The 22,933-nt window shown below is 73.5% G+C and carries 16 protein-coding genes; 2 read left to right on the forward strand and 14 right to left on the reverse strand.

Annotated elements, in window-relative coordinates; genetic code table 11:
* Positions 1-45 precede the first annotated feature (45 nt).
* The 6 genes from ACIGQF_RS19125 to ACIGQF_RS19150 form a co-directional block, all read right to left on the reverse strand.
* On the reverse strand, positions 46-1,401 hold the full coding sequence (locus ACIGQF_RS19125) for a VWA domain-containing protein (protein WP_399711441.1): 1,356 nt from the start codon (positions 1,399-1,401) through the stop codon (positions 46-48).
* A gap of 152 nt (positions 1,402-1,553) precedes the next feature.
* Positions 1,554-2,891 carry a protein phosphatase 2C domain-containing protein gene (locus ACIGQF_RS19130; RefSeq protein ID WP_399711443.1) on the reverse strand — a complete coding sequence of 446 codons (1,338 nt, stop codon included), beginning with the start codon at positions 2,889-2,891 and terminating at the stop codon, positions 1,554-1,556.
* A gap of 1 nt (position 2,892) precedes the next feature.
* Positions 2,893-5,547 (reverse strand): tetratricopeptide repeat protein, encoded by a 2,655-nt coding sequence (locus ACIGQF_RS19135; protein WP_399711445.1) that lies wholly within the window; start codon positions 5,545-5,547, stop codon positions 2,893-2,895.
* A complete protein-coding gene (locus ACIGQF_RS19140; RefSeq protein WP_399711447.1) occupies positions 5,544-6,827 on the reverse strand; it encodes a hypothetical protein in 1,284 nt (427 codons plus the stop codon). The genes ACIGQF_RS19135 and ACIGQF_RS19140 overlap by 4 nt, the downstream gene beginning before the upstream one ends.
* 70 nt (positions 6,828-6,897) lie before the next feature.
* Positions 6,898-7,896: a glutamate ABC transporter substrate-binding protein gene (locus ACIGQF_RS19145; protein WP_399711449.1), complete on the reverse strand. Its 999-nt coding sequence runs from the start codon at positions 7,894-7,896 to the stop codon at positions 6,898-6,900.
* A gap of 17 nt (positions 7,897-7,913) precedes the next feature.
* The gene (locus ACIGQF_RS19150; RefSeq protein WP_399711451.1) at positions 7,914-9,353 is read right to left on the reverse strand and encodes a hypothetical protein; all 1,440 of its coding nucleotides are present in this window, start codon (positions 9,351-9,353) and stop codon (positions 7,914-7,916) included.
* A 341-nt stretch (positions 9,354-9,694) separates the two neighbouring features.
* Between ACIGQF_RS19150 and ACIGQF_RS19155 the strand changes: the two genes are divergently transcribed.
* Positions 9,695-10,381 (forward strand): FadR/GntR family transcriptional regulator, encoded by a 687-nt coding sequence (locus tag ACIGQF_RS19155; protein ID WP_399711453.1) that lies wholly within the window; start codon positions 9,695-9,697, stop codon positions 10,379-10,381.
* A 7-nt stretch (positions 10,382-10,388) separates the two neighbouring features.
* Here ACIGQF_RS19155 and ACIGQF_RS19160 read toward each other — a convergent pair whose 3' ends face one another.
* From ACIGQF_RS19160 to ACIGQF_RS19190, 7 genes are all read right to left on the reverse strand, one after another.
* A complete protein-coding gene (locus ACIGQF_RS19160; RefSeq protein WP_399711455.1) occupies positions 10,389-11,396 on the reverse strand; it encodes an N-acetylglucosamine kinase in 1,008 nt (335 codons plus the stop codon).
* Positions 11,387-12,649, reverse strand: a complete 1,263-nt coding sequence (locus tag ACIGQF_RS19165) for a 6-phospho-beta-glucosidase (RefSeq protein ID WP_399711457.1) — start codon at positions 12,647-12,649, stop codon at positions 11,387-11,389. The genes ACIGQF_RS19160 and ACIGQF_RS19165 overlap by 10 nt, the downstream gene beginning before the upstream one ends.
* 7 nt (positions 12,650-12,656) lie before the next feature.
* On the reverse strand, positions 12,657-13,559 hold the full coding sequence (locus tag ACIGQF_RS19170) for a carbohydrate ABC transporter permease (RefSeq protein ID WP_399711460.1): 903 nt from the start codon (positions 13,557-13,559) through the stop codon (positions 12,657-12,659).
* Between the two features lie 3 nt (positions 13,560-13,562).
* Complete coding sequence (locus ACIGQF_RS19175) at positions 13,563-14,516, reverse strand: carbohydrate ABC transporter permease (RefSeq protein ID WP_399711462.1); 954 nt, start codon at positions 14,514-14,516, stop codon at positions 13,563-13,565.
* A gap of 11 nt (positions 14,517-14,527) precedes the next feature.
* The gene (locus ACIGQF_RS19180) at positions 14,528-15,865 is read right to left on the reverse strand and encodes an ABC transporter substrate-binding protein (RefSeq protein ID WP_399711464.1); all 1,338 of its coding nucleotides are present in this window, start codon (positions 15,863-15,865) and stop codon (positions 14,528-14,530) included.
* Between the two features lie 113 nt (positions 15,866-15,978).
* Complete coding sequence (locus tag ACIGQF_RS19185; protein ID WP_399711466.1) at positions 15,979-17,148, reverse strand: ROK family transcriptional regulator; 1,170 nt, start codon at positions 17,146-17,148, stop codon at positions 15,979-15,981.
* Positions 17,149-17,410: 262 nt separating this feature from the next.
* Entirely contained in the window at positions 17,411-18,475 is a 1,065-nt protein-coding gene (locus ACIGQF_RS19190; RefSeq protein WP_399711468.1) for a mechanosensitive ion channel family protein, read from the reverse strand.
* Between the two features lie 266 nt (positions 18,476-18,741).
* Here ACIGQF_RS19190 and ACIGQF_RS19195 point away from each other — a divergent pair, with 266 nt between their 5' ends.
* Positions 18,742-19,278, forward strand: coding sequence for an HNH endonuclease (locus tag ACIGQF_RS19195; protein WP_361566593.1), 537 nt, complete (start codon positions 18,742-18,744; stop codon positions 19,276-19,278).
* A 108-nt stretch (positions 19,279-19,386) separates the two neighbouring features.
* On the opposite strand, the gene ACIGQF_RS19200 is transcribed toward ACIGQF_RS19195, so the two are convergent.
* Positions 19,387-22,569, reverse strand: a complete 3,183-nt coding sequence (locus ACIGQF_RS19200) for a beta-N-acetylglucosaminidase domain-containing protein (protein ID WP_399711682.1) — start codon at positions 22,567-22,569, stop codon at positions 19,387-19,389.
* Between the last annotated feature and the right edge of the window lie 364 nt (positions 22,570-22,933).

Below are 22,933 nucleotides of genomic sequence, written 5' to 3' on the forward strand. Positions count from 1 at the left end.
CGTACCGTCTTCCGACGGTGTTACGTCTCGCTCGTCACTCGTGTGTCACTTTTTGACGCGAACTGTCTTGGTTGAGCGTGTTTCGAGTGTCATCTCGTCCGCTTCCGCAACCTTCGCCTTCAGCCGCACAGTACCGGTCGCGGCATCGACGACGTCCACCACCTTCGCAAGGAGTTTCGCGGTGTCCTCGTTGCCGGAGGCGCTCGCGAGCTGGACGGCACGGCCCAGCCGGGCGGTCGCTCCGTCCGCGTCGCCGGACTTGCGCGCATCGAGTCCCTGCTGGATGGCGCGCGCCAGTTCCGCCTGCCCCGTGTAATGCGCCACCTGCGGGTTGATCTGCGTCGATGCGGCCATGTCCGACGTCCACACCGCCCGTACCAAGCCCTGCGCGAGCGTCCGGGGCCCCTCGCCCCCGGGCACAGGGAGCACCAGTGCCACCCGCGCGGCCAGCATCTCCCGGCCGACACCGGCGTCCGGGACCCGTACGCACAGGTGGTAGTCGCGGGACTCGTCGCCCCAGGAGCCGGTCGGGTAGACGCCGGCCCGCGGCCCGGCGTCGGTGCGCCGGCCGGTCAGGTCCTCGACGGTCGGCGCGACCTGCTTCACGAACCGGATCTCGGCGCCCTGCGGCGTCCACACCCGCAGCCCGACGTCCGCGACCTCCTTGCCCATCGCGGTCTCCATCATCCGCGTGAAGTCCGCCGCCAGCCCGGCCGGGTCGGCGACGATGTCGGCGCTGCCCAGCAGGGCCGAGGCGATGCCGGTGACCTCCGCGACCTCCCAGTCCGTGCCCACCCCGCGCGCGTCACAGGTGAACCGCCCGGCGCAGGCGTCCAGGGTGGCCCGCAGGTCCTCGGGCGACTCGTGCTCGTTGCGGCCGTCGGTGAGCAGGATGCCGTGCCGGATCGCCGCGTCGGAGGAGGTCAGCAGCCGGTCGGCCAGCCGCAGCCAGGTGCCGATCGCCGTGCCGCCGCCCGACCGCAGCCGCCGCAGCGCCTCCTTGGCCTGGCCGCGGGTGGCGGGCGAGGCCTGCGCGAGGCGGCCGCCGCCCGGGTAGACCTCGGCGGCCTGGTGGGTGCCGGCGATCACCGCGAAGGCCACCCCGTCGCGCAGGGTGTCGATGGCCGCGGCGGTGGCCTCGCGGGCGTTGCGCATCTTGGCCGGCGGGTACTCCATCGAGCCGGAACAGTCGACCATCACGACCACGGCGACCTCCGGGGCGCCCGGCGCGGAGTGCATCCGGTCCGCTGCGCCGGCGAGCGGCCGGCCCCCCGACGTGCCGCCGCCGGTGGCGGTGACCGTGACGATGGCGTTCACCTCGCGGCCGCCCTCGGGGAGGTACTCGTTCTGGTACACCTCCGCGGAGAACCGCGGCACCGTGGACTTCGAGAAGTTGGCCATCTGTTCCGCTCCTTGACGCTCCGTCGAAGCTCGTCGGCATGCGGGCGGGCGGAAGTACCCCAGGCCGTCCCCCCCGTCGGCACCTCCCCAGGTGCCGGACCGTTCACTGCGATTCACTGCGGTCTGCTGTGCTGTGGCGACGCCGCGGTGACTCAGGCCGATCCTGCCCCGCCGGCGGGGACCGGGAACGGCACCAGGGCCACTGTTACGTTGTCGTGGCCCCCGCTGTCCAGGGCATGGTGCACCAGTGTCCGGGCGCCGTGCAGCGGGCGTTCACCCGCGTCCAGGGGCAGTATCCCGGCGAGTTCGTCCGCGGTCTCGGCGTAGTTCCACAGGCCGTCGGTGCACACCACGACGACGCCGGGGCGGTCCGGCCGGAAAGCGGCGGTGTGCGGCTGAAGTTCGTACGCGTCGGCGCCGAGCCAGCCGGTGATGGCGTGGGCCCGTTCGTCGGCGTACGCCTCCGCCTCCGTCATCAGATTGTTCGCCACCATCTGTGCGGCCCAGGAGTCGTCCTCGGTGAGCCGGGTGCCGGGCGCCGTGCGGTCGTCGGGGATCCAGTACACGCGGCTGTCGCCGATCCAGCCGACGGTCAGCACCCCGCCCGCCGCGACGGCCGCGACGAGCGTGCAGGCCGGGGCGTTCTGGCGGCGGTACGGATCGTGCTCCTGCGGCCCGTCGGGCGAGGCCGCGAGCGCGTCGACGGCCTTGGCGGCGGCCACGATCGCGTCGTGCATGGCCTGTTGGGGCCGCGGCTCCCGGGGGAGCGCCGCCACCAGCGCCTCGGCCGCCGTCTCGGCCGCGGCCCGCGACGCGTCGTCGGGCCTGGTCGCGGAGGAGACGCCGTCGCAGACCACGGCGAGCACGGCCGGGGAGCCGTCGGTGAGCGTGGTGTCCGCGACGGTGAAGAAGTCCTCGTTGCGGTGGTGGCGGTGGCCGCGGTCGCTGACCGCCGCGACCCGCGACAGCTCCTGTTCGAAGTGGTCGCGCTCGCGGGGCTGGGCGTGGCCGCAGTGCTCGCAGTAGCCGTCCTGGTCGACGGTGCCGGTCCGGCACGCGACGCAGGACGTGGCGGCGAACGTCTCGCGGGGATCGGCGGGGGCCTCGGCCGGGCCGGCCTCCGCCGCCGGCACCGGGCCGGGCACCGGAGCGGGAGCCGCCGGAGCGGGCGGCGCGGGCGGTACGGGGGGCGCCGATGCCGGTGCGGCCGGAGGCGCGGCGCCCGGGTCCGGCAGCCGGGTCTCCGGCGCGGGCGGCGGCGCAGCGCGGTACGCCTCGTCGGGCCGTCCGGCCCCGGAACTCCCGTACGCACCGCCGGGCGCCCCCTGGGGCACGCCTTGGGGGCTGAGCGCGAGCGTCGGGTGGTCCCCGGCCGCGGCGTTCCCGTCCGCCGTGGCGGAGCGTTCGACTCCGCATACGCCGCAGAAGTTGTCCCCCGGCTCCAGCGGCTCGGCACAGCCCGGGCACCGGGAGGGACCTGTCACTGCCATCTCACACCCACGTCCTGGGGCGGAAGCGGTTGGCCCGCTCCACCAGTTCGATCCTCTCATCACCGCGCTGGGCCAGCCTGGCGAGCAGCCGGTAGGACCGCTCCAGGCCGAAGCGCAGTCCGCGCTCGTCCAGCGCACAGCCGAGCAGTACGGGGCGGCCGTCCGCCGGCCGGCCCGCCGCGTCCGGCGGGCCGGGCACCCGCTCCCCGGCCCGTCCGGACAGCACCCAGTCCAGGGCGCAGCCCAGCACTTCCGTCGTCAGCGTCTCCCGGCGCTGCGCGTCCAGCCCGAAGTCCGCGAGCCGTTCGATCTGCCCGGCCGCGGCCCGCAGGTCCGCCAGTAGCGGTTCACCGGCCGGGCGCTGCCGGAGCCGGGCCCGCACCGCGGCGATGCGGGCCGCGGTGAAGTGGATCGAGGACTCGGGCACGGCCTCCAGAGCACGTACGGCACCCGTTCGGTCACCGGCCGCGAGCCGCACTCGTGCCAGCCCGAACGCCGCGCTCACGTAGCTGTGGTCGGTGGACCACACCAGGTGGTAGTACTCGGCGGCGTTGTCCAGCTGGCCCAGTACCTCGGCGCAGACGCCCAGCGCGAGCTTGGGCGCGGGCTCGCCGGGGAAGGCGTCGTACACCGCGTCGAAGGACAGGGCGGCGGTCTCCTTGTCGCCGGTGGCCAGGGCCACCAGGCCGCGGTTCCAGACCACCCGCCAGTCCGACGCCCACTCCGCCAGCGGGTCCGTCTCGATCTCCCGCAGCACCCGCCGGGCCTCGGGCCCGTCGCCCATCTCCAGCCGCGCCCGCAGGTCGCGCAGCCGGACCTCCAGCGAGTCGGCCGGCGCGGAGCGGAGCGCGGCGACCAGTTCGGCGGGGGCGGCGGCGAGCAGGCCGGCCAGGAAGCCGGAGTTCGGGTCGCCGGGGTCCACCCGCGGCGCCGGCAGCGCCAGCACGGTGGCCGCGGTGTCCAGGGTGCGCAGCACGGGGCCCTGGCGCCCGTATCCGGGCAGCGGGGAGACCTCGTACGACACCTGAGCGGGGATGGACGGCGTGTCCGGTGCGGCGCCCACGAGTCCCGCCGTCGGCCCCCGGCCGGGGAGGGCCGCGGCCGGCTGCCTGCGCCGGCCCGGGCGGCGGGCCGGCGCGGCCCGGCGGCCCAGCAGCGAGGTGTCGCCGGCCACGGCCGGCATCAGCTCGGTGTCCACGACGCGCAGCTCGGGGCCGAACAGCTGGGACAGCGCGGGCCGTTGCTCGCCCGTCTGGAGCGCCACGACCTCCCGCAGCACGCCCGTCAGCTGCTCGGCCATCTCCTCGGCGTCGGCGAACCGGCGCGCCGGTTCGGGGTCGGTGGCGCGGACGAGCAGCCGGTAGAAGGACTCGTACCGGCGGAAGACCTCGATGTGCTCGGGGTCCGGCAGGGAGTCCGCGAAGACGTTGGTGTAGCCCTGGAAGTCGAAGGTGAGGACGGCGAGGGTGCGCGCGACGGTGTAGAGGTCGGAGGCGACGGACGGGCCGACCTCGGCGACCTCGGGCGCCTGGTAGCCGACCGTGCCGTAGATCGCGCTCTCGTGGTCGTCCATCCGGCGCACCGCGCCCATGTCGATCAGCTTCAGCTGGTCGTTCTGCTGGATGGCGTTGTCGACCTTGAAGTCGCAGTACAGCAGGTTCCGGCTGTGCAGGTGGCCCAGGGCCTCCAGCGCCTCGATGCCGTACGCGCAGGCCTGCTCGACCGGGAGCGGGTCGCGCCTTCCCTGGGGCGTGCGCCGGTCGTTGGCGATCTCCTTGAGGGACTTGCCGCCGACGTACTCCATGACGATGTAGCCGTCGAGGCTGCCGGTCGTGGGGTCGAGGTGCTCGACGAAGTTGTAGATGCGGACGATGTTGGAGTGCTCGATCTCGGCGAGGAAACGGCGCTCGGAGACCGCGACCGCCAGCGCTTCCTCGTCGCCGGTGTCCAGCAGGCCCTTGAGCACCACCCACCGGTCGGAGACCGCCCGGTCCACCGCGAGGTAGATCCAGCCGAGCCCGCCGTGCGCCAGGCAGCCCGCGACCTCGTACTGGCCGTGCACCACGTCACCGGCCCGCAGCTTCGGCACGAAGCTGTACGGGTGGCCGCACTTGGTGCAGAACCCCTCCGTACGGCCGGGGCGTCCGCTGCGTGCCCGGCCCACCGGCGCCCCGCAGTCGCTTCGGCTGCAGAATCGCTTGCGCTCGGGGACCTCGGGGTTCTCCAGCACGACCGTGCGCGGGTCGGGCCGGGGCACGTCCGGCACCGCCACCAGCCCGGCACCGAGCCGTCCGCGCCCCGCGCCGGAGCCGGAGCCGGACGTGGAGCCCTGCCCCGAGCTTCCGCTGCGCACGGACACCAGCTGTGTCGAAGGGCCGGACAGGGAGCGCGAGAGGCGCCCGGACACCGAGCGCCGGGAGCCGGCGGAGCGGGCGGAGGACGCGGAGCCGGAGCTGCCGGAGCTCTGCGCGGAACCGGACCCGGCGGAGGAGCGGGCGGCGCCAGCGACACCGGTCGGCGGCGAGGAGACCATGCCGGTCCGGGAGACGACCGGCGCCATGCCGCAGGTGTCGCAGTACAGTTCGCCGCCGCCGACGTCCTCGTACGTGCCACCGCACTCCGGCCGCTGGCAGTCGGTGTCCGGCGCGCCGCTCATGACTCCTCCTCGCGGTCCTGCTGCCCGGCCGCCACCGCCTCGGCCACCGCGTGCTGGTAACGCAGCACGGCGTGTTCGGCGGCACGCAGGTCGCAGGGCGCGCTCCACAGCATCCGGCGGGCGATGTCGTACCGCTCGACCAGCAGCAGGTCCTCGGCCAGGCCGTGCCGCGCCACCTTGGCCTTGTACGCGTCGAGCCGGCCGCGCAGCTCGGCGCGGACGGCCAGCGGCGCGGTCACCGCGGTCAGCGACTCGCGGGCCCGCAGCAACTCCTCCTCGGCACGCTCCTCCAGGCTCTCCAGCAGCGGCGACAGCAGATGCCACTGGGAGCGTCTGCGGTACTCGGCGGCGGTGGCGAGCTGTTCGTGCAGGGCGGCCGACGGGCCCGAGACGGCCGGGACCTCGGACGCGGCGATCTTCGCCAGCACCTCGCCGCGCGCCTGCCGCGCCTCGGTGAGCGTACGGTCGGCGCGCGAGAGCAGGTCGCGCACCTGCATGAGCCGCCGCTCGGCGTCCTGCCGCACGGCGAGGACCGCCTCGATCTCACGCCGTACGTCCTCCAGGGCGCGCGCCGCGCGGTCGTACCTGCCGGTGTCGGGGCGGCCGCCGCCGGGCGCGGCGCTGGCGTCGGTGGCGGGCACCCAGAAGGCGAGCGGGTCGGTGAGCACCTCGGCGCGCAGCCGGTCCAGTTCGGCGGTGATGTCCTCCAGGTCGTCGCCGGAGGGGTGTTCGCCGGGGCGTACGCCGACGGAGTGCGCGAGGGAGCGGGTGCGGCGCAGTTCGGCGGCGAGCAGGTCGATGCGGGCGGGCAGCGCCGTCCATACGGAGTCGGCGCTGACGATGACGTCCAGGGCGCGGGCGTACAGCCCGTTCATCCGGTCGACCAGCGTCTCCAGGCTGAGCTGTTCGCTGAGCCGACCGGGACTGCCGGCGGCCGAACCGCCGGAGACCGTGACGCCGTTGCCGCGGAGCATGTCGGTGAGGGTCACCAGGTCGTCCTGGGAGAGCCAGCGGCGGCGGGCGCGCAGCTCGCGGGCGGCCTCCAGCGCCGCGGTGTACGCCTCGAAGTGCGCCCAGAGCACGGTGATCTGCCGCTCGGCCGTCGCCCAGCGGTCCTTGGTGACCCCGGTCAGCTCGGCCCCCTCCAGGAGGCGGCGGCCCGCGTGGTCCTGGAGTGCCAGCAGGGAGGTCTCGATCGCCTCGTGCTCGGCGCCGAGCCTGCCGAGGGCGCGGTCCACCTCGTCGCGGCCCATGGCCGGGGCGGGTCCAGGGACCCCCATCGATCACCTCTCCAGAGTGCGTGCGGTGCGCTGCGGACGGCCGGAAGCGGGGCGCGTCCGGCCGGGCCGGTCAGTCGCTGTACTGCGGGGCCGGCGGGCCGGAGACGCCCGGCAGGTCGGCCTTGAGCCACTTGTCGTACGCGGTCGTCCAGGGGCTGTCGGCGCCGCCTTCGCGGTACTCCTCCAGTACCTTGTTCACCCGCCGCACCAGGTCCTCGTCCTCCTTGTTCATCGCCACGCCGTACATGTCCGTGCTGAACGGCTCGCCCTTGAGCTCGACGGTCGGGTCCTGCGCGGCCTGGCCCGCGGCCAGCGCGCTGTCCGTCACGACGGCGTCGGCCTCGCCCAGCTGGAGCCGGACCAGGCAGTCGAGCTGGTTCGGCACGGTCATGACCGTCGCGCCATGATCCTCCCGCTTCAGTTCCTGCTCGCCCGTCGATCCCTTCGCCGTGCAGATCTTCTTCCCCCGCAGCGAGTCGTCGAACGCGTCGATCGACGACCTCTTCGGCGCGAGCACCTGCTGGCCGGCCTTGAAGTAGGCGGTGGAGAAGGCGACGTGCTGCTTGCGCTCGCAGTTGATCGTCATCGTGCGCACCACCATGTCCACCCTGCGCTGCCGTACGGCGTCGATGCGCTGGTTGGTGGGGATGGCGCGGTACACGATGTCCGGGTCCGGCCCGAGGATGTCCGCGGCGACGGCCTTCGCCAGGTCGATGTCGAAGCCGATGAGGTTCCGGGGGTTGTCGGGGTCCCGGTAGCCCCAGCGGTAGCTGTTCTGGTCGACGCCGACGACCAGCCGGCCCGCCTTCTTGATCCGCTTCACCGCGTCGCCGTCGGCGTCGGAGGGGCGCAGGCTCTCCGCGGCGTTCTCCGCCGTGCAGCCCGTGGAGTCCGTGGCGGCGGGGGCGGCCACGGCGGTGCGGGGCGGCGCGGGGTCGTGCGGCCGGGGCGGCACGGCGGGGCCGCTGCTGAGCACCGGCACCAGCACCGCAGCGGCGGCGGCCATCACCCCCATGCCGGCGGCCACCGGAGCCAGCGTGGAGCGGAGGTCCGCCATTCGCGCGCGCATGCTCATCCCCGCCCCCGTCACCGGTACTCCGACAGCCTGCGGCCGATGCCCAGCACCGCGCCGGCGGCGGCCAGCACGGCCAGTACGGCGGCGCCCCCGGCCAGCCCGGACAGCGCGCGCCTGCCGCCCTCCGCCGCGTCCCGGAACTCGGTCTGCTCGTGCCGGAGCGCCTGCTGGAGGGCCGCCTCCACCTTGTCGAACGACTCCTTCGTCGGCCGGTCCTTGCCGATCACCTTCGCCAGCGCGCCCTCGTAGTCGCCGCGGTCGTTCTCCGCGCGGGCCTCGGCGTGCCGCGACTGCCACTCCCGTACGTTCTTCAGGGCCTCCCGGACCGGCGCGCGGCCCGCCTCGTCGTCCGCCAGCGCCAGCGCCTCCCGCAGCTTGCCGCCGGCCGGCGCCCCGGCGCCCTTCCCCGTGCCGGCCAGGTCCCGCATGCCCGCGGCGTACTCCGTCTCGTAGAAGTCCCGCTGGTCGCCGCCGGTCACCTTGCCGCCGCGCGCCACCAGCGTCAGGTTCTCGTCGCCGCGCGCCTGGAGGGTCGCGATGCGCGCCTCGTTCAGCACCCGCAGCGACCTGGCGCCGTGCTCGATGGAGTCGTCCAGGCCGGCGCGGGCCACCGCGTGCCCGCCCACCGTCCACAGCAGCACCACGGCGGACGCGGCCGTGGCGATCAGCAGCCCGTGGTTGAACACCCGGTTCGTCCGGAGGTAGTTGCGGCGCTGCGCCCAGCCGAGCCCGCCGACCGCCACCACTCCGGCGGCCAGCGCCACCCACGGCCAGGCGGTGGCGTCGTCGTGGTCGGCGTCCAGCCGGCCGGTCTCGGTGACGTAGAGCCGGCGGGCCGCGGGCAGCAGCTGGGTGCGCATCCGGTCGTTGGCGTACTGGAGGTAGGCGCCGCCCACCGGCAGCCCCTGGCGGTTGTACATCCGGGCGGTCTCCACCAGGCCCGTGTACCGCGGCAGGGCGTCGTTCAGCCGCTCGATCTGCTCGCGGGCCGTCGCCGAGCCCTGGGAGTTGGCGGAAGCGCGGACCAGCAGCCGCGCCGCGGTGGCGATGTCGTCGGTGTAGCGCTTGCGGGACGCCGCGCTCTCCCGGTCGCCGGCCAGGAAGCCGCCGGCGGCCGTGGTGTCGGCGTCCGCCAGCGAGCGGTAGATGTCGGCCGCGTCCCGGCTCAGCGGCTGGCTGCTCTCCAGGACGTCGCTCGCGGCGGCCGACCGGTCCGTCACCTGCCAGGCGGTCAGCGCGCCGAACAGTACGACCAGCGCGGCCAGTACGGCGCCGATGACGCGCAGCCGGCCCGGCTCGGTGGTCGCGGCGGCACGCAGCCGTCGCAGCCCTTCGGCCCAGACAGCGCGCTCACCGGAGGGCGGCGGGGGCTCGGCGGCAGGCGTGGCGGCCGCGTCCGGCTCCGGGGCCGGGGCCGGCGGTGCCGCGCTGCCGGTCGGCGGGTATGACACGGAACCTCCCCCTCGGTCGCTGGACGTGCACCCGCGACCCGGGCCACGGACAGGGGTGCATGGCCAGCAGTATGGCCGCAGGGACCGGTCACCACACCGGTATTGCCACGATCTTGTTCGGATCGCGATCTCGTTCGGGTCCCGTCGCCCGGCGGCTCGTCCCCCGGCTCCCGTTGCCTCCCCTTGTGCCCCTCTGGACGCATTCGCACGGTGTTCGGTTCCCGTCGGGGCAGTCACCGGGGCCCGGGGCTGACTAGAGTTGCCTGACGTCAGGTGACCTGTGAACCGCGGGCGGCCGGCGGCGGACGCCGGGGCACGAGGCCGGCGGAGGGGAGGGCGGCGTGCGGACGGTGCGCAGGGTGTCGCTGGTGGAGACGGCGACCGACGAGATCCGGGAGCAGATCGTCAAGGGCGTCTGGCCCGTGGGCGGCCGCATCCCGCCCGAGAGCGCCCTGTCCGAAACGCTCCAGGTGAGCCGGGCCTCCGTACGGGAGGCGATCCGCGCCCTCGTACACGCCGGGTTGCTGGAGACCCGCCAGGGCGACGGTACGTTCGTGATCTCCGACGACGACAGCGCGGTGGCGCTCCGGCGCCGCCTGGAGCGGGCCGAGCTGACCCATGTCACCCAGGTCCGGCAGGGCCTGGACGTCATTGCCGCGCGGCAGGCGGCGCGGCACCGCACGGACGCCCAGCTCGCCGACATCGAGGCCGCGCTGGCCCGCCGCAGGGCGGCGCTCGCGGCGCACGAGGACGAGGCGTTCACCGCCGCCGACGCCGACTTCCACGTCCTGGTCGCCGAGGCGAGCGCCAACCCCGTACTGGCCGACATCTACCGCTCGCTGAGCACGGCGCTCCGCGCGGAACTGCGCCGCGCCGCCTGCCTGGACACCGCGACGGCGGCGCCCACCGACCCGCACCACCTCCTCGTCGAGGCGATCCGGGCGCAGGACCAGGGGGCCGCGGTGGACGCCGCCGTGAAGCTGCTCGCCGGGCACGTACGGGACCTGGCGCTGCCGTTGGACCACTAGCGGGCCGCTACGGTCCGGCCGTCGCGTAGTGCGCGCGCAGCCGGGCGTACGCGGTTGCCGGTGCGGCCGTGGTGTCCAGCGCCAGCAGTGCGGCGCCCAGTACCGGAGGAGCGCCGACGACCTGCGGTACCGCCTTCGGGGCGCGTTCGGCCAGCAGCGCCACCACCGCCTCGTGCAGGACCGGGTGCCGGGCCGCCAGCACCCCGCCGCCGAGCACCACAGGGACCGGCTCGGCGAGCAGGTCCAGGCGGCGCAGCGCGACCGTGGCCATGACGACGATCTCCTCGGCCTGCCGCGCGACGAGAGCCCGTGCCACCGCGTCCCCCTCGGCCGCCACCGCGAACAGCACCGGCACCAGCTCGTGGCGCCGCTCGGCCGGTACCTCCTTCAGGTGCAGCGCCTCGATGAGCCGCGGCATCGACGGCAGCCCGAAATGGGCGGGCAGCCGGTCCGCGAGGGCGCTGGGCACGCCCCGGCCGTCGTCGGCGCGCGCCGCCCACCACAGCGCCTCCTCGGAGAGGTGTCCGCCGCCGCCCCAGTCCCCGGATATCCGGCCGATGGCGGGGAAGCGCGCGGTACGGCCGCCGGGGCCGAGGCCCGCGCAGTTGATGCCGGCGCCGCAGACCACGGCGACGCCGGTGTGCGGGCCGCCGTCCGGCAGCCCGGCCCGCAGCAGCGCGAAGATGTCGTTGGCAACGGTCACCGTGTCCGCCCAGCCGCGCGCCGTCAGCAGCTCGGTCAGCCGCTCCTCCTCCACCGGCAGGTCGGCGTTGGCCAGGCAGGCGGACAGGTGCCCCACCCGGTCGGTGCCCGCCCGCCGCAGTGCCTCCTCGACGAGTCCGGCGAGCCCCGCCACGGCCCGCGGGGCGCCCACCGTGGGCGGCTGGAACCCGCCGCCCCGTACGGACGCCAGCACCCTCCCGTCCGTGCCGGCCACCGCCACATCGGTCTTGCTGTTCCCCGCGTCGACCGCCAGCACAGCCGGGGGGCCGTTCCCGTTCCCGCTCAGGCCCACGCCAGGTGCTCCCGGTTGTGTGCGAGCAGCTCGTCGGCCAGCCGGTCCGCGTACTCGATCTGCCCGACGAGGGGGTGGGCGAGCAGCGCGTCGAAGACCCGGCCCCGGCCGCCCTTCAGAGCCGCCTCCAGTGCCAGGTGCTCGTACGCCGTGACGCCTGCGATCAGACCGGCGTACAGCGGCTCCAGCGGGCGTACCGGCACCGGCACCGCGCCCCGGGCGCCCACCGTGGCCGGCACCTCGATCACCGCGTCGTCCGGCAGGAACGGCAGCGTCCCGTTGTTCAGCGCGTTCACCACCTGTACGTCCCCCGTGTCGCGCAGGAGGGAGGAGGTGAGCGCGACCGCCGCCTCGGAGTAGAAGGCGCCGCCGCGCTTGCCCAGCAGCTCCGGCTTCGCGTCCAGCGCCGGGTCGCCGTACATGGCCAGCAGTTCCTTCTCCATCGCCGCGACCTCCGCGGCCCGCGACGGCTTGGTGCGCAGCTCCCGTACGACCTCGTCGTGCTGGTAGTAGTAGCGCAGGTAGTACGAGGGGACCACGCCGAGGCGTTCGACGAGCGTGCGCGGCATGTGCAGGTCCGCGGCGATCGCGTCGCCGTGCTCGGCGATCAGCTTCGGCAGCACGTCCTCGCCGCCGACGTGGACAGCGCGCTCCCAGGTCAGGTGGTTCAGCCCGACGTGTTCGAGCTGGACGTCCTGCGGGGCCGCGTCCAGCAGCCGCGCGAACTTCCGCTGGAAGCCGATCGCCACGTTGCACAGCCCGACGGCCTTGTGCCCGGCGGTGAGCAGCGCCCGCGTCACGATCCCGACGGGGTTGGTGAAGTCCACGATCCAGGCGTCGGGGTTGCGGCGGCGCACCCGCTCGGCGATGTCCAGCACCACCGGCACCGTGCGCAGCGCCTTGGCGAGCCCGCCCGCGCCGGTGGTCTCCTGGCCCACGCAGCCGCACTCCAGCGGCCAGGTCTCGTCCTCGTTGCGGGCCGCCTGCCCGCCGACGCGCAGCTGGAGCAGGACCGCGTCGGCGCCGTCGACCCCGGCGTCCAGGTCCCCGGTCCAGGTGATCCGGCCCGGGTGGCCCTGCCTGGCGAAGATCCGCCGGGCCAGCCCGCCCACCAGTTCCAGCCGGTCCGCCGCCGGATCGACCAGGACCAGCTCGTCCACCGGCAGCACGTCCCGCAACCGTGCGAAACCGTCGATGAGTTCGGGGGTGTAGGTCGAGCCTCCGCCGACCACCGCAAGCTTGATACCTGTCATATGTGCTTCAGCCCTTGACCCCTGTGAGAGTGACGCCTTCGACGAAGGCCTTCTGTGCGAAGAAGAAAACGACGATCACCGGAGCCATGACCAGCAGCGTCGCCGCCATGGTGAGGTTCCAGTTGACCATGTGGGCGCTCTTGAACGTCTCCAGGCCGTAGGACAGCGTCCAGGCGCCCGGGTTCTGCGCGGCGTAGATCTGCGGCCCGAAGTAGTCGTTCCAGCAGTAGAAGAACTGGAAGAGGGCGACGGCCGCGATGCCCGGCTTCGCCATCGGCACCACGATCCGCAGCAGTGTCCGCAGCTCCCCGCAGCCGTCCACCCGCGCCGACTCCAGGTACTCCTTCGGGATCGTCAGCAGGAACTGACGCAGCAGGAAGATGGAGTACGCGTCCCCGAAGGCCATCGGGATGATCAGCGGCCACAGCGAGCCGGACAGATGGAGCTGCTGGGCCCACACCAGGTACATCGGGACCACGATGACCTGCGGCGGCAGCATCATCGTCGAGATCACCAGCAGCATCGCCGTGCGCCGCCCGCGGAAGCGGAACTTGGCCAGCGCGTACGCGACCGGGAGGGACGAGCACACCGTGAGGACCGTGCCGAGCACCGCGTACATCAGCGAGTTGCGCCACCAGTCCAGGAAGCCCGGCGTACGGAACACCTGCGCGTAGTTCTCCCAGTGCCACGCGCGCGGCCACAGCTCACCGCTCATCGCCTGCCCGTCGCTCATCACCGAGGTCAGGAAGACGAACACGAAGGGCAGGACGAAGAAGAGCGCGGCGGCGACCGCGAGGGAGTGCACCGCTATCCAGTGCAGCACCCGCTTGCGGCGGACCGCCCGGACGGCCGGGCCGCCGCTGCTCCCGGTACGGACGTCGGCCGCCGCTCTCAGGGTCGTGGTGGTCATCGGTCAGTCCTCCGCCGAGAGCAGGCCGGCGCGCTTGCGCATCAGCAGCGTGGTGACGGCCATCGCGATCGCGAAGAGCACGAGCGAGAGCACGCACGCGGCACCGGTGTTGAAGTTCTGGAAGCCGAGCGAGTAGACGAGCTGCGGCACGGTGAGGGTGGAATGGTCCGGGTAGCCGGGCTGGATGATGGTGCCGGGGCCCACGGAGACGCCGGAGGCGAGCTTTCCGGCGACCAGGGCCTGTGTGTAGTACTGCATCGTCTGCACGACCCCGGTCACCACCGCGAACATCACGATGGGGGTGATCGACGGCCAGGTGACGTACCGGAACCGGGCCCACGCGCCGGCCCCGTCCAGCTCCGCCGCCTCGTACTGCTCCTTGGGCACGTCCAGCAGCGCGGCCATGAAGATGACCATCAGGTCGCCGATGCCCCACAGGGACAGCATCACCAGCGACGGCTTGGCCCACGCCGGATCGTTGAACCAGGTCGGCGGCGAGTCGATGCCGACCGCCGACAGGATCTCGTTGACGGGCCCGCTGCCGGGGCTGAGGAGGAAGACGAAGGCCACGGTCGCGGCGACCGGCGGGGCCAGGTACGGCACGTAGAACGCGGTTCGGAAGAGGCCGACACCGGTCTTGATCTTCGTGATCAGCATGCCGACGCCGAGCCCGAAGACCACCCGCAGCGCGACCATGACGACGACGAGCCAGAGCGTGTTCCACAGCGCGGGCCCGAAGAGCGGCATCTGCGTCAGCACGTACGTCCAGTTCCGCAGCCCGACGAAGGTCGGCTCCTTGATCTGGTTGTAGTGCATGAAGGAGAAATAGACCGTCGCGATCAGCGGATACGCGAAGAAGACCGAGAAGCCGACCAGCCACGGCGAGAGGAATCCGAGCGTACGGAGCCGGGTGCGGCGGTGCTTGCGCCGGAGTTCGGGCGCGTGGGAGAGAGCCATGGGATACGTCCTCAGCTCTTGGACTGGAGGGTGTCGGCGTCTATCCGGGCATCGAGCGTGCGCAGTCCGGACCGCAGATCGGGCACTTTCCCGGCCTCGACGTCGTAGGCGAAGTCCCGGAGCGAGACCACGTACTGCCCGCCGTTCGTGGACGGCGGCAGCGCCGTGCTGTACGGATTACGCGCGATGTCGAGGAACGTGCGGAACGAGCGGTCCGCGTCCAGTTCCGGGGATTTCAGCGCGGCATTCGTCGACGGCACGTTGTGAATGGCGTTGGCGAACCGCACCACCTGCTTGGTGTCCGCGGTCAGGAACCTCACCAACTCCCACGCCGCGTTCTGGTGCCGGCTGCTGTGCGAGATCCCCACGACCGTCCCGGTCAGATAGCCGCGCCCGTACGTCTCCGGCCGGTCGTCCGGCACCGGCAGCGGCGCCGTGCCCCACCGGAAGTCCGCCTTCGCCTCGTCCAGCATCAGTCCGCGCCACTCGCCGTCGAGATGCATCGCCACCTTCCCGGTGAGAAAGGCGTTCTGCGAGGACATCTCGTCGCCGAACGTCGTACGGAACTTCTCCAGCGGGGCGTATCCGCCCTGCGCCTTCATCAGTTCGCCGGTCGTCCGGAAGAATTCCGGTACGGTCTTCTCCTTCGCCAGCCGGGCATTCCCCCTGCTGTCGAAATACCGCGGCCCCCACTGCGCGAACAGCCGGTCCGGACTGTTCTGGTACATCCGGAAGTTGGGCATGAACCCGACCCGCTCGTACCCGCCGTCCGCCTTCTTCTTCGTCAGCTTCTCCGCGTCCCGCACCAGCTCCGACATGGTCCGCGGCGGCCGTGCGATCCCCGCTTCCTCGAACGCGTCCTTGTTGTAGTACATCCCGTACGCGTCGGCGAGCAGCGGCAGCGCGCACTGCTTTCCCTCGTAACCGCTGTATTCCAGCAGCGTCTTCGGGAACACCTTGTGCTTGTCCAGCCCGGTCTTCTTCATGAACGGATCGAGATCCGTCCACATCCCCGAATCGCAGTACTGCCCCACGTTGTTGGTGGTGAAGGACGACACCACGTCCGGCGCGTCGGAACCGCCCGCCCGCAGCGCCTGATTGGTGGTCTCGTCCGACACGTTCCCGGTCGCCACCACATGGATGTTCGGATGCAGTTCCTCGAACCGGCGGAGCGAATCATCGATCGCCTTCACCTCGCCCGGCGCCGACCAGCCGTGCCAGAACTTCAGCGTGACCGGCTTCGTCGGATCGTCTTGGTCGCTGCCGACGCCGGGATTGGCGCAGCCGGCGGCGAAGAGCAGGGCGACGGCCGCCGCCGTGCAGCCGACGGCGCGTCTTGGTGAGAACATGACATAACCCTTCTCACGGGTGGGGGAGGGGTACGCGGGGCCGCCGCGTACGGCGCTCAAGCCGTGTTGCTCCGGCCGTGTTGTTCCGGCCGCGTCCGCTCCGGCCGGGTCGCTCAGGCCGTGTCGAAGACGACGTCCCGCGCCTGGACGAGGGCCGTCCGCAGGGCGCCCGTCAGGATCGGGTCGCCCTCGATGTCACTGATCCGCAGCTGCGGCCGGGGGAGCGCGAGCCCGGTCAGCTCCTCCTCGACCCGCACCCGCAGCCGTTCGCCGCCCGCCTGCGCGACGAGCCCCGACAGCACCACCAGCTCGGGATCGACCACGGCGACCACGGCGGCCAGCCCCGTCGCCAGCCGCCGTGCCACCTCGTCCACGACCCGCTGGTCCGCGAGCGCCGCACCGCTGTCGGCCGGGTCCAGGCCCAGTTCACGGGCGATTTCGAGGACGGCGGGCTGCCCCACCAGGCTCTGGAAACCGCCGCCCGCGTCCGGCGCGGCCGCCGCGTCCGGACCGCCGCGCGCGAGCGGCGCGCCCGGCAGCGGCATGTACCCGATCTCGCCGGCGCCGCCAGTGGCGCCGCGCAGCAGCGTGCCCCCGAGGACGATCGCCGCGCCGACCCCCTCGTCCACCCACACCAGCACGAAGTCGTCGTGGTCCTGCGCGGAGCCTTCGTACTGCTCGGCCAGCGCGGCCAGATTCACGTCGTTCTCGACGACCACGGGTGCGCCCAGCGCGTCCCCCAGCTCGGCGAGCAGCGTCCGCGAGTGCCAGCCGGGCAGGTGCGGGGCGTACCGCAGCTCACCGGTGCGCGGGTCCAGTGCGCCGGGCGTCCCGATGACGACCCGGTGCAGCGCGCCCCGGTCCAGCCCGGCCTTCTCCAGCGCCCCGTCCACGGCGGCCGTGACCACCCGGGCGGTCGCGCTTCCGGCGCCCTGCCCGGCCGTGTCCACGGCGTCGTCCGCGGCGCCGTCCACGGTGTCTGCCGCGGCGGCCCGCCGCTCGCCGACGACCCGTCCGGTGATGTCCGCGACGACGGCGGTCACGCCGCCCGGGTCCACCGACAGGGCGGCCACGTACGCCGCCGCCGGATTCACCTCGTACAGCTGCGCGCTGGGGCCCGGCCGCCCGGTCACGTTCCCCGTCGTCCGCACCAGCCCGGCCGACTCCAGCCGCCCCAGCAGCTGCGAGGCGGTGGGTTTGGACAGACCGGTCAGCTCGCCGATCCGGGTGCGCGTCAACGGGCCCTGCGACACGAGCAGTTCCAGCGCGGCCCGGTCGTTCATCGCCCGCAGCACCCGGGGAGTCCCCGGCGTTCCGCCCGTCCCGCCCATTCCGCTCACCCGCCGTCGCCCCGCCCCGGAACGCACCGTCCGGTGGCCGGGAGCTGATCTGTTAGGAAACTTTCCAATCAACTTCCAGGAAGGTAAGTCCTCGTACCGGCCCCGTCAATGGTCCGGACACGAATCGGCCCGCTCCCCGGAAAGGGGAGCGGGCCGACGAGATCTCCGCGGGGTGCGCGGTGCTGTCCGCTGCTTGTTCAGGCGGCTACTTGTTCAGGTTCGGTGGGGGAGTGACCGGGTTGCTGGCCACCGACTGGGGGGAGAGGGGGTTCGCGAAGGCGGACGGGGCGGCGACGGCGGCCGACGGGTCGGCCGGCTCCTCGCCCTCCGCCGGCAGCGGCGCGTTGCCGACGATGCGGATGCCGGCCTCGTCCAGGGCGCGCTTGATGCGCCAGCGCAGCTCCCGCTCGACGGCGAAGGACTTGCCCGGCATCGTCTTGGCGGAGACGGAGATCGTCATGGTGTCGAGCAGGACCTCGCTCAGGCCGAGCACCTCGACCGGCTCCCACAGGCGCTCGTTCCACGGCTCGGACTTCGCCATCGCCTCGCCCGCCTCGGTGATGACCTCCCGCACCCGCTCCAGGTCCTCGGTGGCGCGCAGCTGCACGTCGACACTGGCGGTCGCCCAGCCCTGGCTGAGGTTGCCGATCCGCTTGACCTCGCCGTTGCGGACGTACCAGATCTCGCCCTCGGCGCCGCGCAGCTTCGTGACCCGCAGCCCGACCTCGATGACCTCGCCGGAGGCGACGCCCGCGTCGATGGAGTCGCCGACGCCGTACTGGTCCTCCAGGATCATGAAGACGCCGGAGAGGAAGTCCGTGACGAGGTTGCGCGCGCCGAAGCCGATCGCGACACCCGCCACACCGGCGCTGGCCAGCAGCGGCGCGAGATTGATCCGCAGTACGGAGAGGACCGTGAGCGCGGCTGTGCCGAGGATCACGAAGGACGCGACGCTGCGGAGCACCGAACCGATGGCCTCGGAGCGCTGCCGGCGGCGTTCGGCGTTGACGAGGAAACCGCCGAGCGGGCCGTTGCGCGCCGCGCCGGCGTTGCGGTTCATCCGTCCTATGAGCTTGGTGATCGCACGCCGGACCAGCGACCGCAGGACCACCGCGATGACCACGATGAGGATGATGCGCAGGCCGGCGTCGAGCCAGCTCTGCCAGTTCTCCTGCACCCAGCCGGCGGCGTCGGTGGCCTTCTCCGTGGCCTCGGATATGGAGGACGGGTCCGGCGCCGCGGCGGCTACCGGAGAAGCGGACCAGAACACAGCAAGGACCTTCCGTACGGGACAGCAGACCCGGGCGGCACGTAACCGCACATCGGGCAGACCAACCACACTAACGGGGCAACGCGGGCAGTCTGCGCCGTTGTTCGAGTAGACCAAGCCGAATTGCTGGGCAGAAAAGAAGTGTGGTCGAAAACACCTCCGACCCGTTACCTGGTCATGGTGGCGCTCCGACCAGGCACCGGGGGACACTGTGGGGAGATCGTCCCGGCGCGAGCCACGCGCCGCCGGCGTACAAGGAGGCACCCGTGCCGCATGTCCTGGTCCTCAACGCGTCGTACGAGCCGCTCGGCGTCGTACCGCTCCGCCGCGCGCTCATCCTCGTCCTCAATGAGAAGGCCGTCAGCCTCGAGGATTCCGGCGCCCTGATGCACAGTGCGACCCGTGCGCTCCCCGCTCCCAGCGTGGTGCGTCTCAAGCGGTTCGTGCGCGTGCCCTTTCGTGGCCCTGTTCCCCTGACCCGCCGTGCGCTCTTCGCCCGTGACGGCGGCCGGTGCGCGTACTGCGGTGGCGTCGCAACCAGCGTCGACCACGTGATCCCGCGCAGCCGCGGCGGGCAGCACACCTGGGAGAACGTCGTGGCCGCATGCCGTCGCTGCAACCACGTCAAGGCCGACCGGCACGTCGCCGAGATCGGGTGGCGGCTGCGGCATCAGCCCGCGCCGCCATCGGGGCTCGCGTGGCGGATCATCGGCACGGGGCATAGGGACCCGCGCTGGCTGCCATACCTGCAGCCGTACGGCGCGGATGATGCGATGGCCCGTATCGACGCGGTTTCCGCGTAGATCCGGGCCATTCACGTTCCCGGCGCGTGATCCCCGTGCCCCCTCAGGGGGCGCGGGGAACCGCGCGACCGGCCACGACGTGGCCGCAGCGAGCGGGCCTCCGGACGGTCACCCCCGCGGCGAGTGGCCGTGTTCCTCCCGGCGACCGCTGTCGCCCCCGCGGCCGCGCTCGTACTGCCGGCCATGCTCGTCCCGGCGCGCGTCGTCATCGTCCCGGCGTCGCTCGCCGCCCTCGCGGCGGCTGTCGTCCCCCCGGTGGCCGTCGTCCCCGTGCCCGTGGCCGGAGACCGCATACGCCTCCACGCCCCACAGGGAGTAGCCGAAGCGGGTCGCCCGCTTGTCGCCCTGGATGCGGACGTGACGCACGTCCTTCGCGTCCAGGCGGACGCTCTCGCGGCCGCCCTTGCCGTCACGCACGGTGGCGGCCGTGCGCCAGGTGCGGCCGTCGGGCGAGACCTGGACGCGGTAGCGCGCGGCATGCGCGTCCTGCCAGTGGAGGACGAGCCGGCCCAGGCGGACCGGGCGGTCCAGGGCGAACTGCAGCCAGGCGTTGTCCTCGGCCGGTGAGGACCAGCGGGTCTTCGGGTCGCCGTCGGTGGCCGCCGAGGCGGGGAAGTCGGCCGTCTCGTCGCCGGAGGAGACCGCCCGCGCGCCGCGGGCCAGGTCCTTCCCGCCGGCCGGCGGGAACGTACGTACGGTCAGGGTCCGCTCCTCGTCCCCGAAGGAGACCGGGATCTCGTACGTCCCGGAGCGGGCGTCCTCCGGCACGGAGATCCGGAGGCGGGCGGTCGCGGTGCCGCCCCGCGGCGCGGTGAGCCGGTCGGGGGCGTGCACGGCGAAGCCCTTGGGAGCCTTGACGCGGAGCCGTCCGTGGACGTCGGAGGGGCGGCGGGAGAAGACCAGCGCGTCGACGGAGACCGTGCCGCCGGTGTCGGCGTCCACGTCCTTCCGGGAGAGTTCGAGGCCGGCCGGTGCCGTGTCGTCGAACCACGGCGTGAGGGACTTCACCGAGGGGGCCGGGCCGTCCTCGTCCCAGTGCAGCCGGATCGCGTCGGCGCGCAGGCCGTGGGCCGCCGCCTGGGTCCAGCCGGAGGCGGCGAGGCGTCCGATGCGCCGCCAGCCCTTGCCGGGCACGCGGGCCTCCACGGTGGCGCGCGCGGCGTCCCGGGACGGGTCGGTGAGCGCGGTGACCGCGGAGAGCGTACGGGGGCGTGCGAACGGCACGGTCAGGGATGTGGCGTGGGCCGCCTCGTGCGGCGCCGGGGTGTCGGAGGCGGCGCCGGTCCAGGCGTCGGACTCGCGCAGGGCGCGGTCGAGGAAGGGGCCGAGGACGCCCTTGCCCACCGTCGCGGCCCGCTCGGCGATGTCCTTGCGCAGCCCCTCGGCGGACCGCTGGGCCCGCCACGCGGCGGACCCGTCGCCGCGGGCCTGGGCGCGCAGCATGTCGACGGCCTGCACCCCGGCCCGGCCGTACCGCGCCAGCTGCTCGGACCAGGGGCGCACCTCGTCGGCGAGGCCGCCGGTCAGGTGGTCGGGGACCTCGCTCATGGTGCGGAACGCCGAGCGGAGCGCGGCGGCGGCCTTGATGTACTCCTCGTCATCGGCCGTGTCGCCGCCGTTGATCGAGGCGGCGCGGGCCGCCCAGAAGCGGTCGATGAGCGGGCGGAGGTAGCCGGACTCGCCGGTGTGCAGGACGGAGGAGGCGTCGTTGCCCGCGAGGGCGTGCAGCGCCGCCCTGGTACGGGCCCGGCGGTCCTCGGCGGCCGTGCCGCCCGCGGCCGGGCTCCCGGCCGGCGCCTCCGTGCCGTCCGTCAGGTCGGCGGCGAGGGCGTCGATGGCTGCCCGCCAGGACTCCCGGGGGCGGTAGTCGCGGGGGTTCCAGGCGTAGTCGGCGGCGGTGAAGAGCGGGATGCGGGAGGCCGTGGGCTGGGCCATCGCGTTGGCGAGGAGCGCCGCCGAGCCGGTCGCGACGGCGGGCTCGCGCCCGGTGTACGGGCCGAGGAAGATCCTGTCCTGTGCGTAGTCGTTGACCGGGTAGTTGTCCATCGTGATCAGGGGGTGCCCGAACGCCTCGCGGGTGGTGGCCAGTTCGCGGCCGGTGATGGTGCGGGGCACGACGCCGACGCCGGTCCAGGCCACCGCCACCCGGTCCGCGAGCGCGCCCGCCAGCGCGTCGCGGTACGCGGTCGAGCCGTCCTGGTAGTACTCCGTGGGCATCAGCGAGAGCGGCGCCGAGCCGGGGTGGCGCTCGGCCAGGTGCGCGGCGAGGGCGTTCGCTACCTGTGCCTGGGCGCGGGCGGCGGCCTCGGGACCCGTACCGAAGGCGTCCTCGTCGGCGTCGCAGTGCCACTCGCTGTAGCTGACGTCCTGGAACTGGAGCTGGAAGTCGCGCACGCCCAGCGCCCACATGGCGTCGACCTTGCGTTTCAGTGCGCGTACGTCCTCGGCGGAGGACATGCACAGCGACTGGCCGGGGGAGACGGCCCAGCCCAGCGTGACGTGGTTGGCGCGGGCCCGCTCGGCCAGCTCGCGGAAGTGGGCCCGCTGCGCGGCGGGGTACGGGTCGCGCCAGCGGGCCTGGCGGTAGGGGTCGTCGCCGGCCGCGTACAGGTAGCGGTTCTGCTTCGTACGGCCCATGAAGTCCAGCTGCGCGAGGCGCTCGGCCTGGGACCAGGGCGCGCCGAAGAAGCCCTCGGTGGTGCCGCGTGCCGCGGTGCCCGGCCAGTCGCGCACGGCGACGGAGGCCAGTTGCCGGCCGCCGTCCGGGCCGTCCGTGACGAGCTGCCGCAGCGTCTGCACGGCGTGGAAGACCCCGTCGGGGCCCGCGCCGTCCATGGCGACGGTGGCACGGCCCGCGACCTCGCCGACGGCCAGGCGGTAGCCGCCGGACGGCAGGTCCGTGCCGCGGGCCGGGGCGTGCAGGGCCCGCAGCGCGTCGGCCGCGTGCTGCCCGCCGACGCGGATCAGCGGTCCGGTGGTGGGCACCGGCGCACCGGGGCGCGCCTCGTGGACCGTGCGCACCCCCGCGCCCCGCAACAGCTTCAGGAGCGCCTCGACGGCGTACGGGTCGGTGTCCTCGGCGGTGACGACCGTGACGGCGGTGCCCAGCGGCACGGCCGTGCCGAGGCTCCGCAGCGACTGGGGGCGGGGCCACACGGCGGGCGGGTCCCCCGCGTCGGCGGCCCGATCGGGGGCGCCGACGGGCGGCTCCTCGGGTGCGGCCTGGGCGGCCGGTACACCGCCGAGCAGTCCCCCTATGACGGCGGCGGCCAGCGCTGTCGTGCCTGCCACCCTGGCGCCGGACCCGGCGCCGTTCCGTTTCCTGGCGCCGGCGCCACGGAATCGCACGGCCTCTCCTCGTCCCCGTCGGTCTGCAGCCTCGCCGGCGGGCCGGCTCCGTGTGGTCGGTCGGCGGAGCGGCCGCCATGGGCTGTGAGCCCACCACTCGGGGGTCGAGGTGTCAACGACGGCAACCGAAGTGCCCCCGTTTGCCCTGTGTGACCGCCGGGGCGCCCGGGAGTGGTGGTCCGAGGGAAATGCCGCAGGAGTTTCGCTATGATGTCCATTTAGTCGGGATCTCCTGCGTGAGTGACCGGCCCCGCCGCTAAATTGTTCGCCGGAGCAGGTGTGTGAGGTGGAACACGTTTAGTGACCG

The organism is Streptomyces sp. NPDC053560, from assembly GCF_044544605.1.
Lineage (GTDB): Bacteria > Actinomycetota > Actinomycetes > Streptomycetales > Streptomycetaceae > Streptomyces.

Coding starts and splice junctions, on each gene's coding strand:
- ACIGQF_RS19125 (WP_399711441.1), bottom strand. CDS start 1,401: ATGGCCAACTTCTCGAAGTCCACGGTGCCGCGGTTCTCCGCGGAGGTG.
- ACIGQF_RS19130 (WP_399711443.1), bottom strand. CDS start 2,891: ATGGCAGTGACAGGTCCCTCCCGGTGCCCGGGCTGTGCCGAGCCGCTG.
- ACIGQF_RS19135 (WP_399711445.1), bottom strand. CDS start 5,547: ATGAGCGGCGCGCCGGACACCGACTGCCAGCGGCCGGAGTGCGGTGGC.
- ACIGQF_RS19140 (WP_399711447.1), bottom strand. CDS start 6,827: ATGGGGGTCCCTGGACCCGCCCCGGCCATGGGCCGCGACGAGGTGGAC.
- ACIGQF_RS19145 (WP_399711449.1), bottom strand. CDS start 7,896: ATGCGCGCGCGAATGGCGGACCTCCGCTCCACGCTGGCTCCGGTGGCC.
- ACIGQF_RS19165 (WP_399711457.1), bottom strand. CDS start 12,649: ATGACAGGTATCAAGCTTGCGGTGGTCGGCGGAGGCTCGACCTACACC.
- ACIGQF_RS19170 (WP_399711460.1), bottom strand. CDS start 13,559: ATGACCACCACGACCCTGAGAGCGGCGGCCGACGTCCGTACCGGGAGC.
- ACIGQF_RS19175 (WP_399711462.1), bottom strand. CDS start 14,516: ATGGCTCTCTCCCACGCGCCCGAACTCCGGCGCAAGCACCGCCGCACC.
- ACIGQF_RS19180 (WP_399711464.1), bottom strand. CDS start 15,865: ATGTTCTCACCAAGACGCGCCGTCGGCTGCACGGCGGCGGCCGTCGCC.
- ACIGQF_RS19185 (WP_399711466.1), bottom strand. CDS start 17,148: ATGAACGACCGGGCCGCGCTGGAACTGCTCGTGTCGCAGGGCCCGTTG.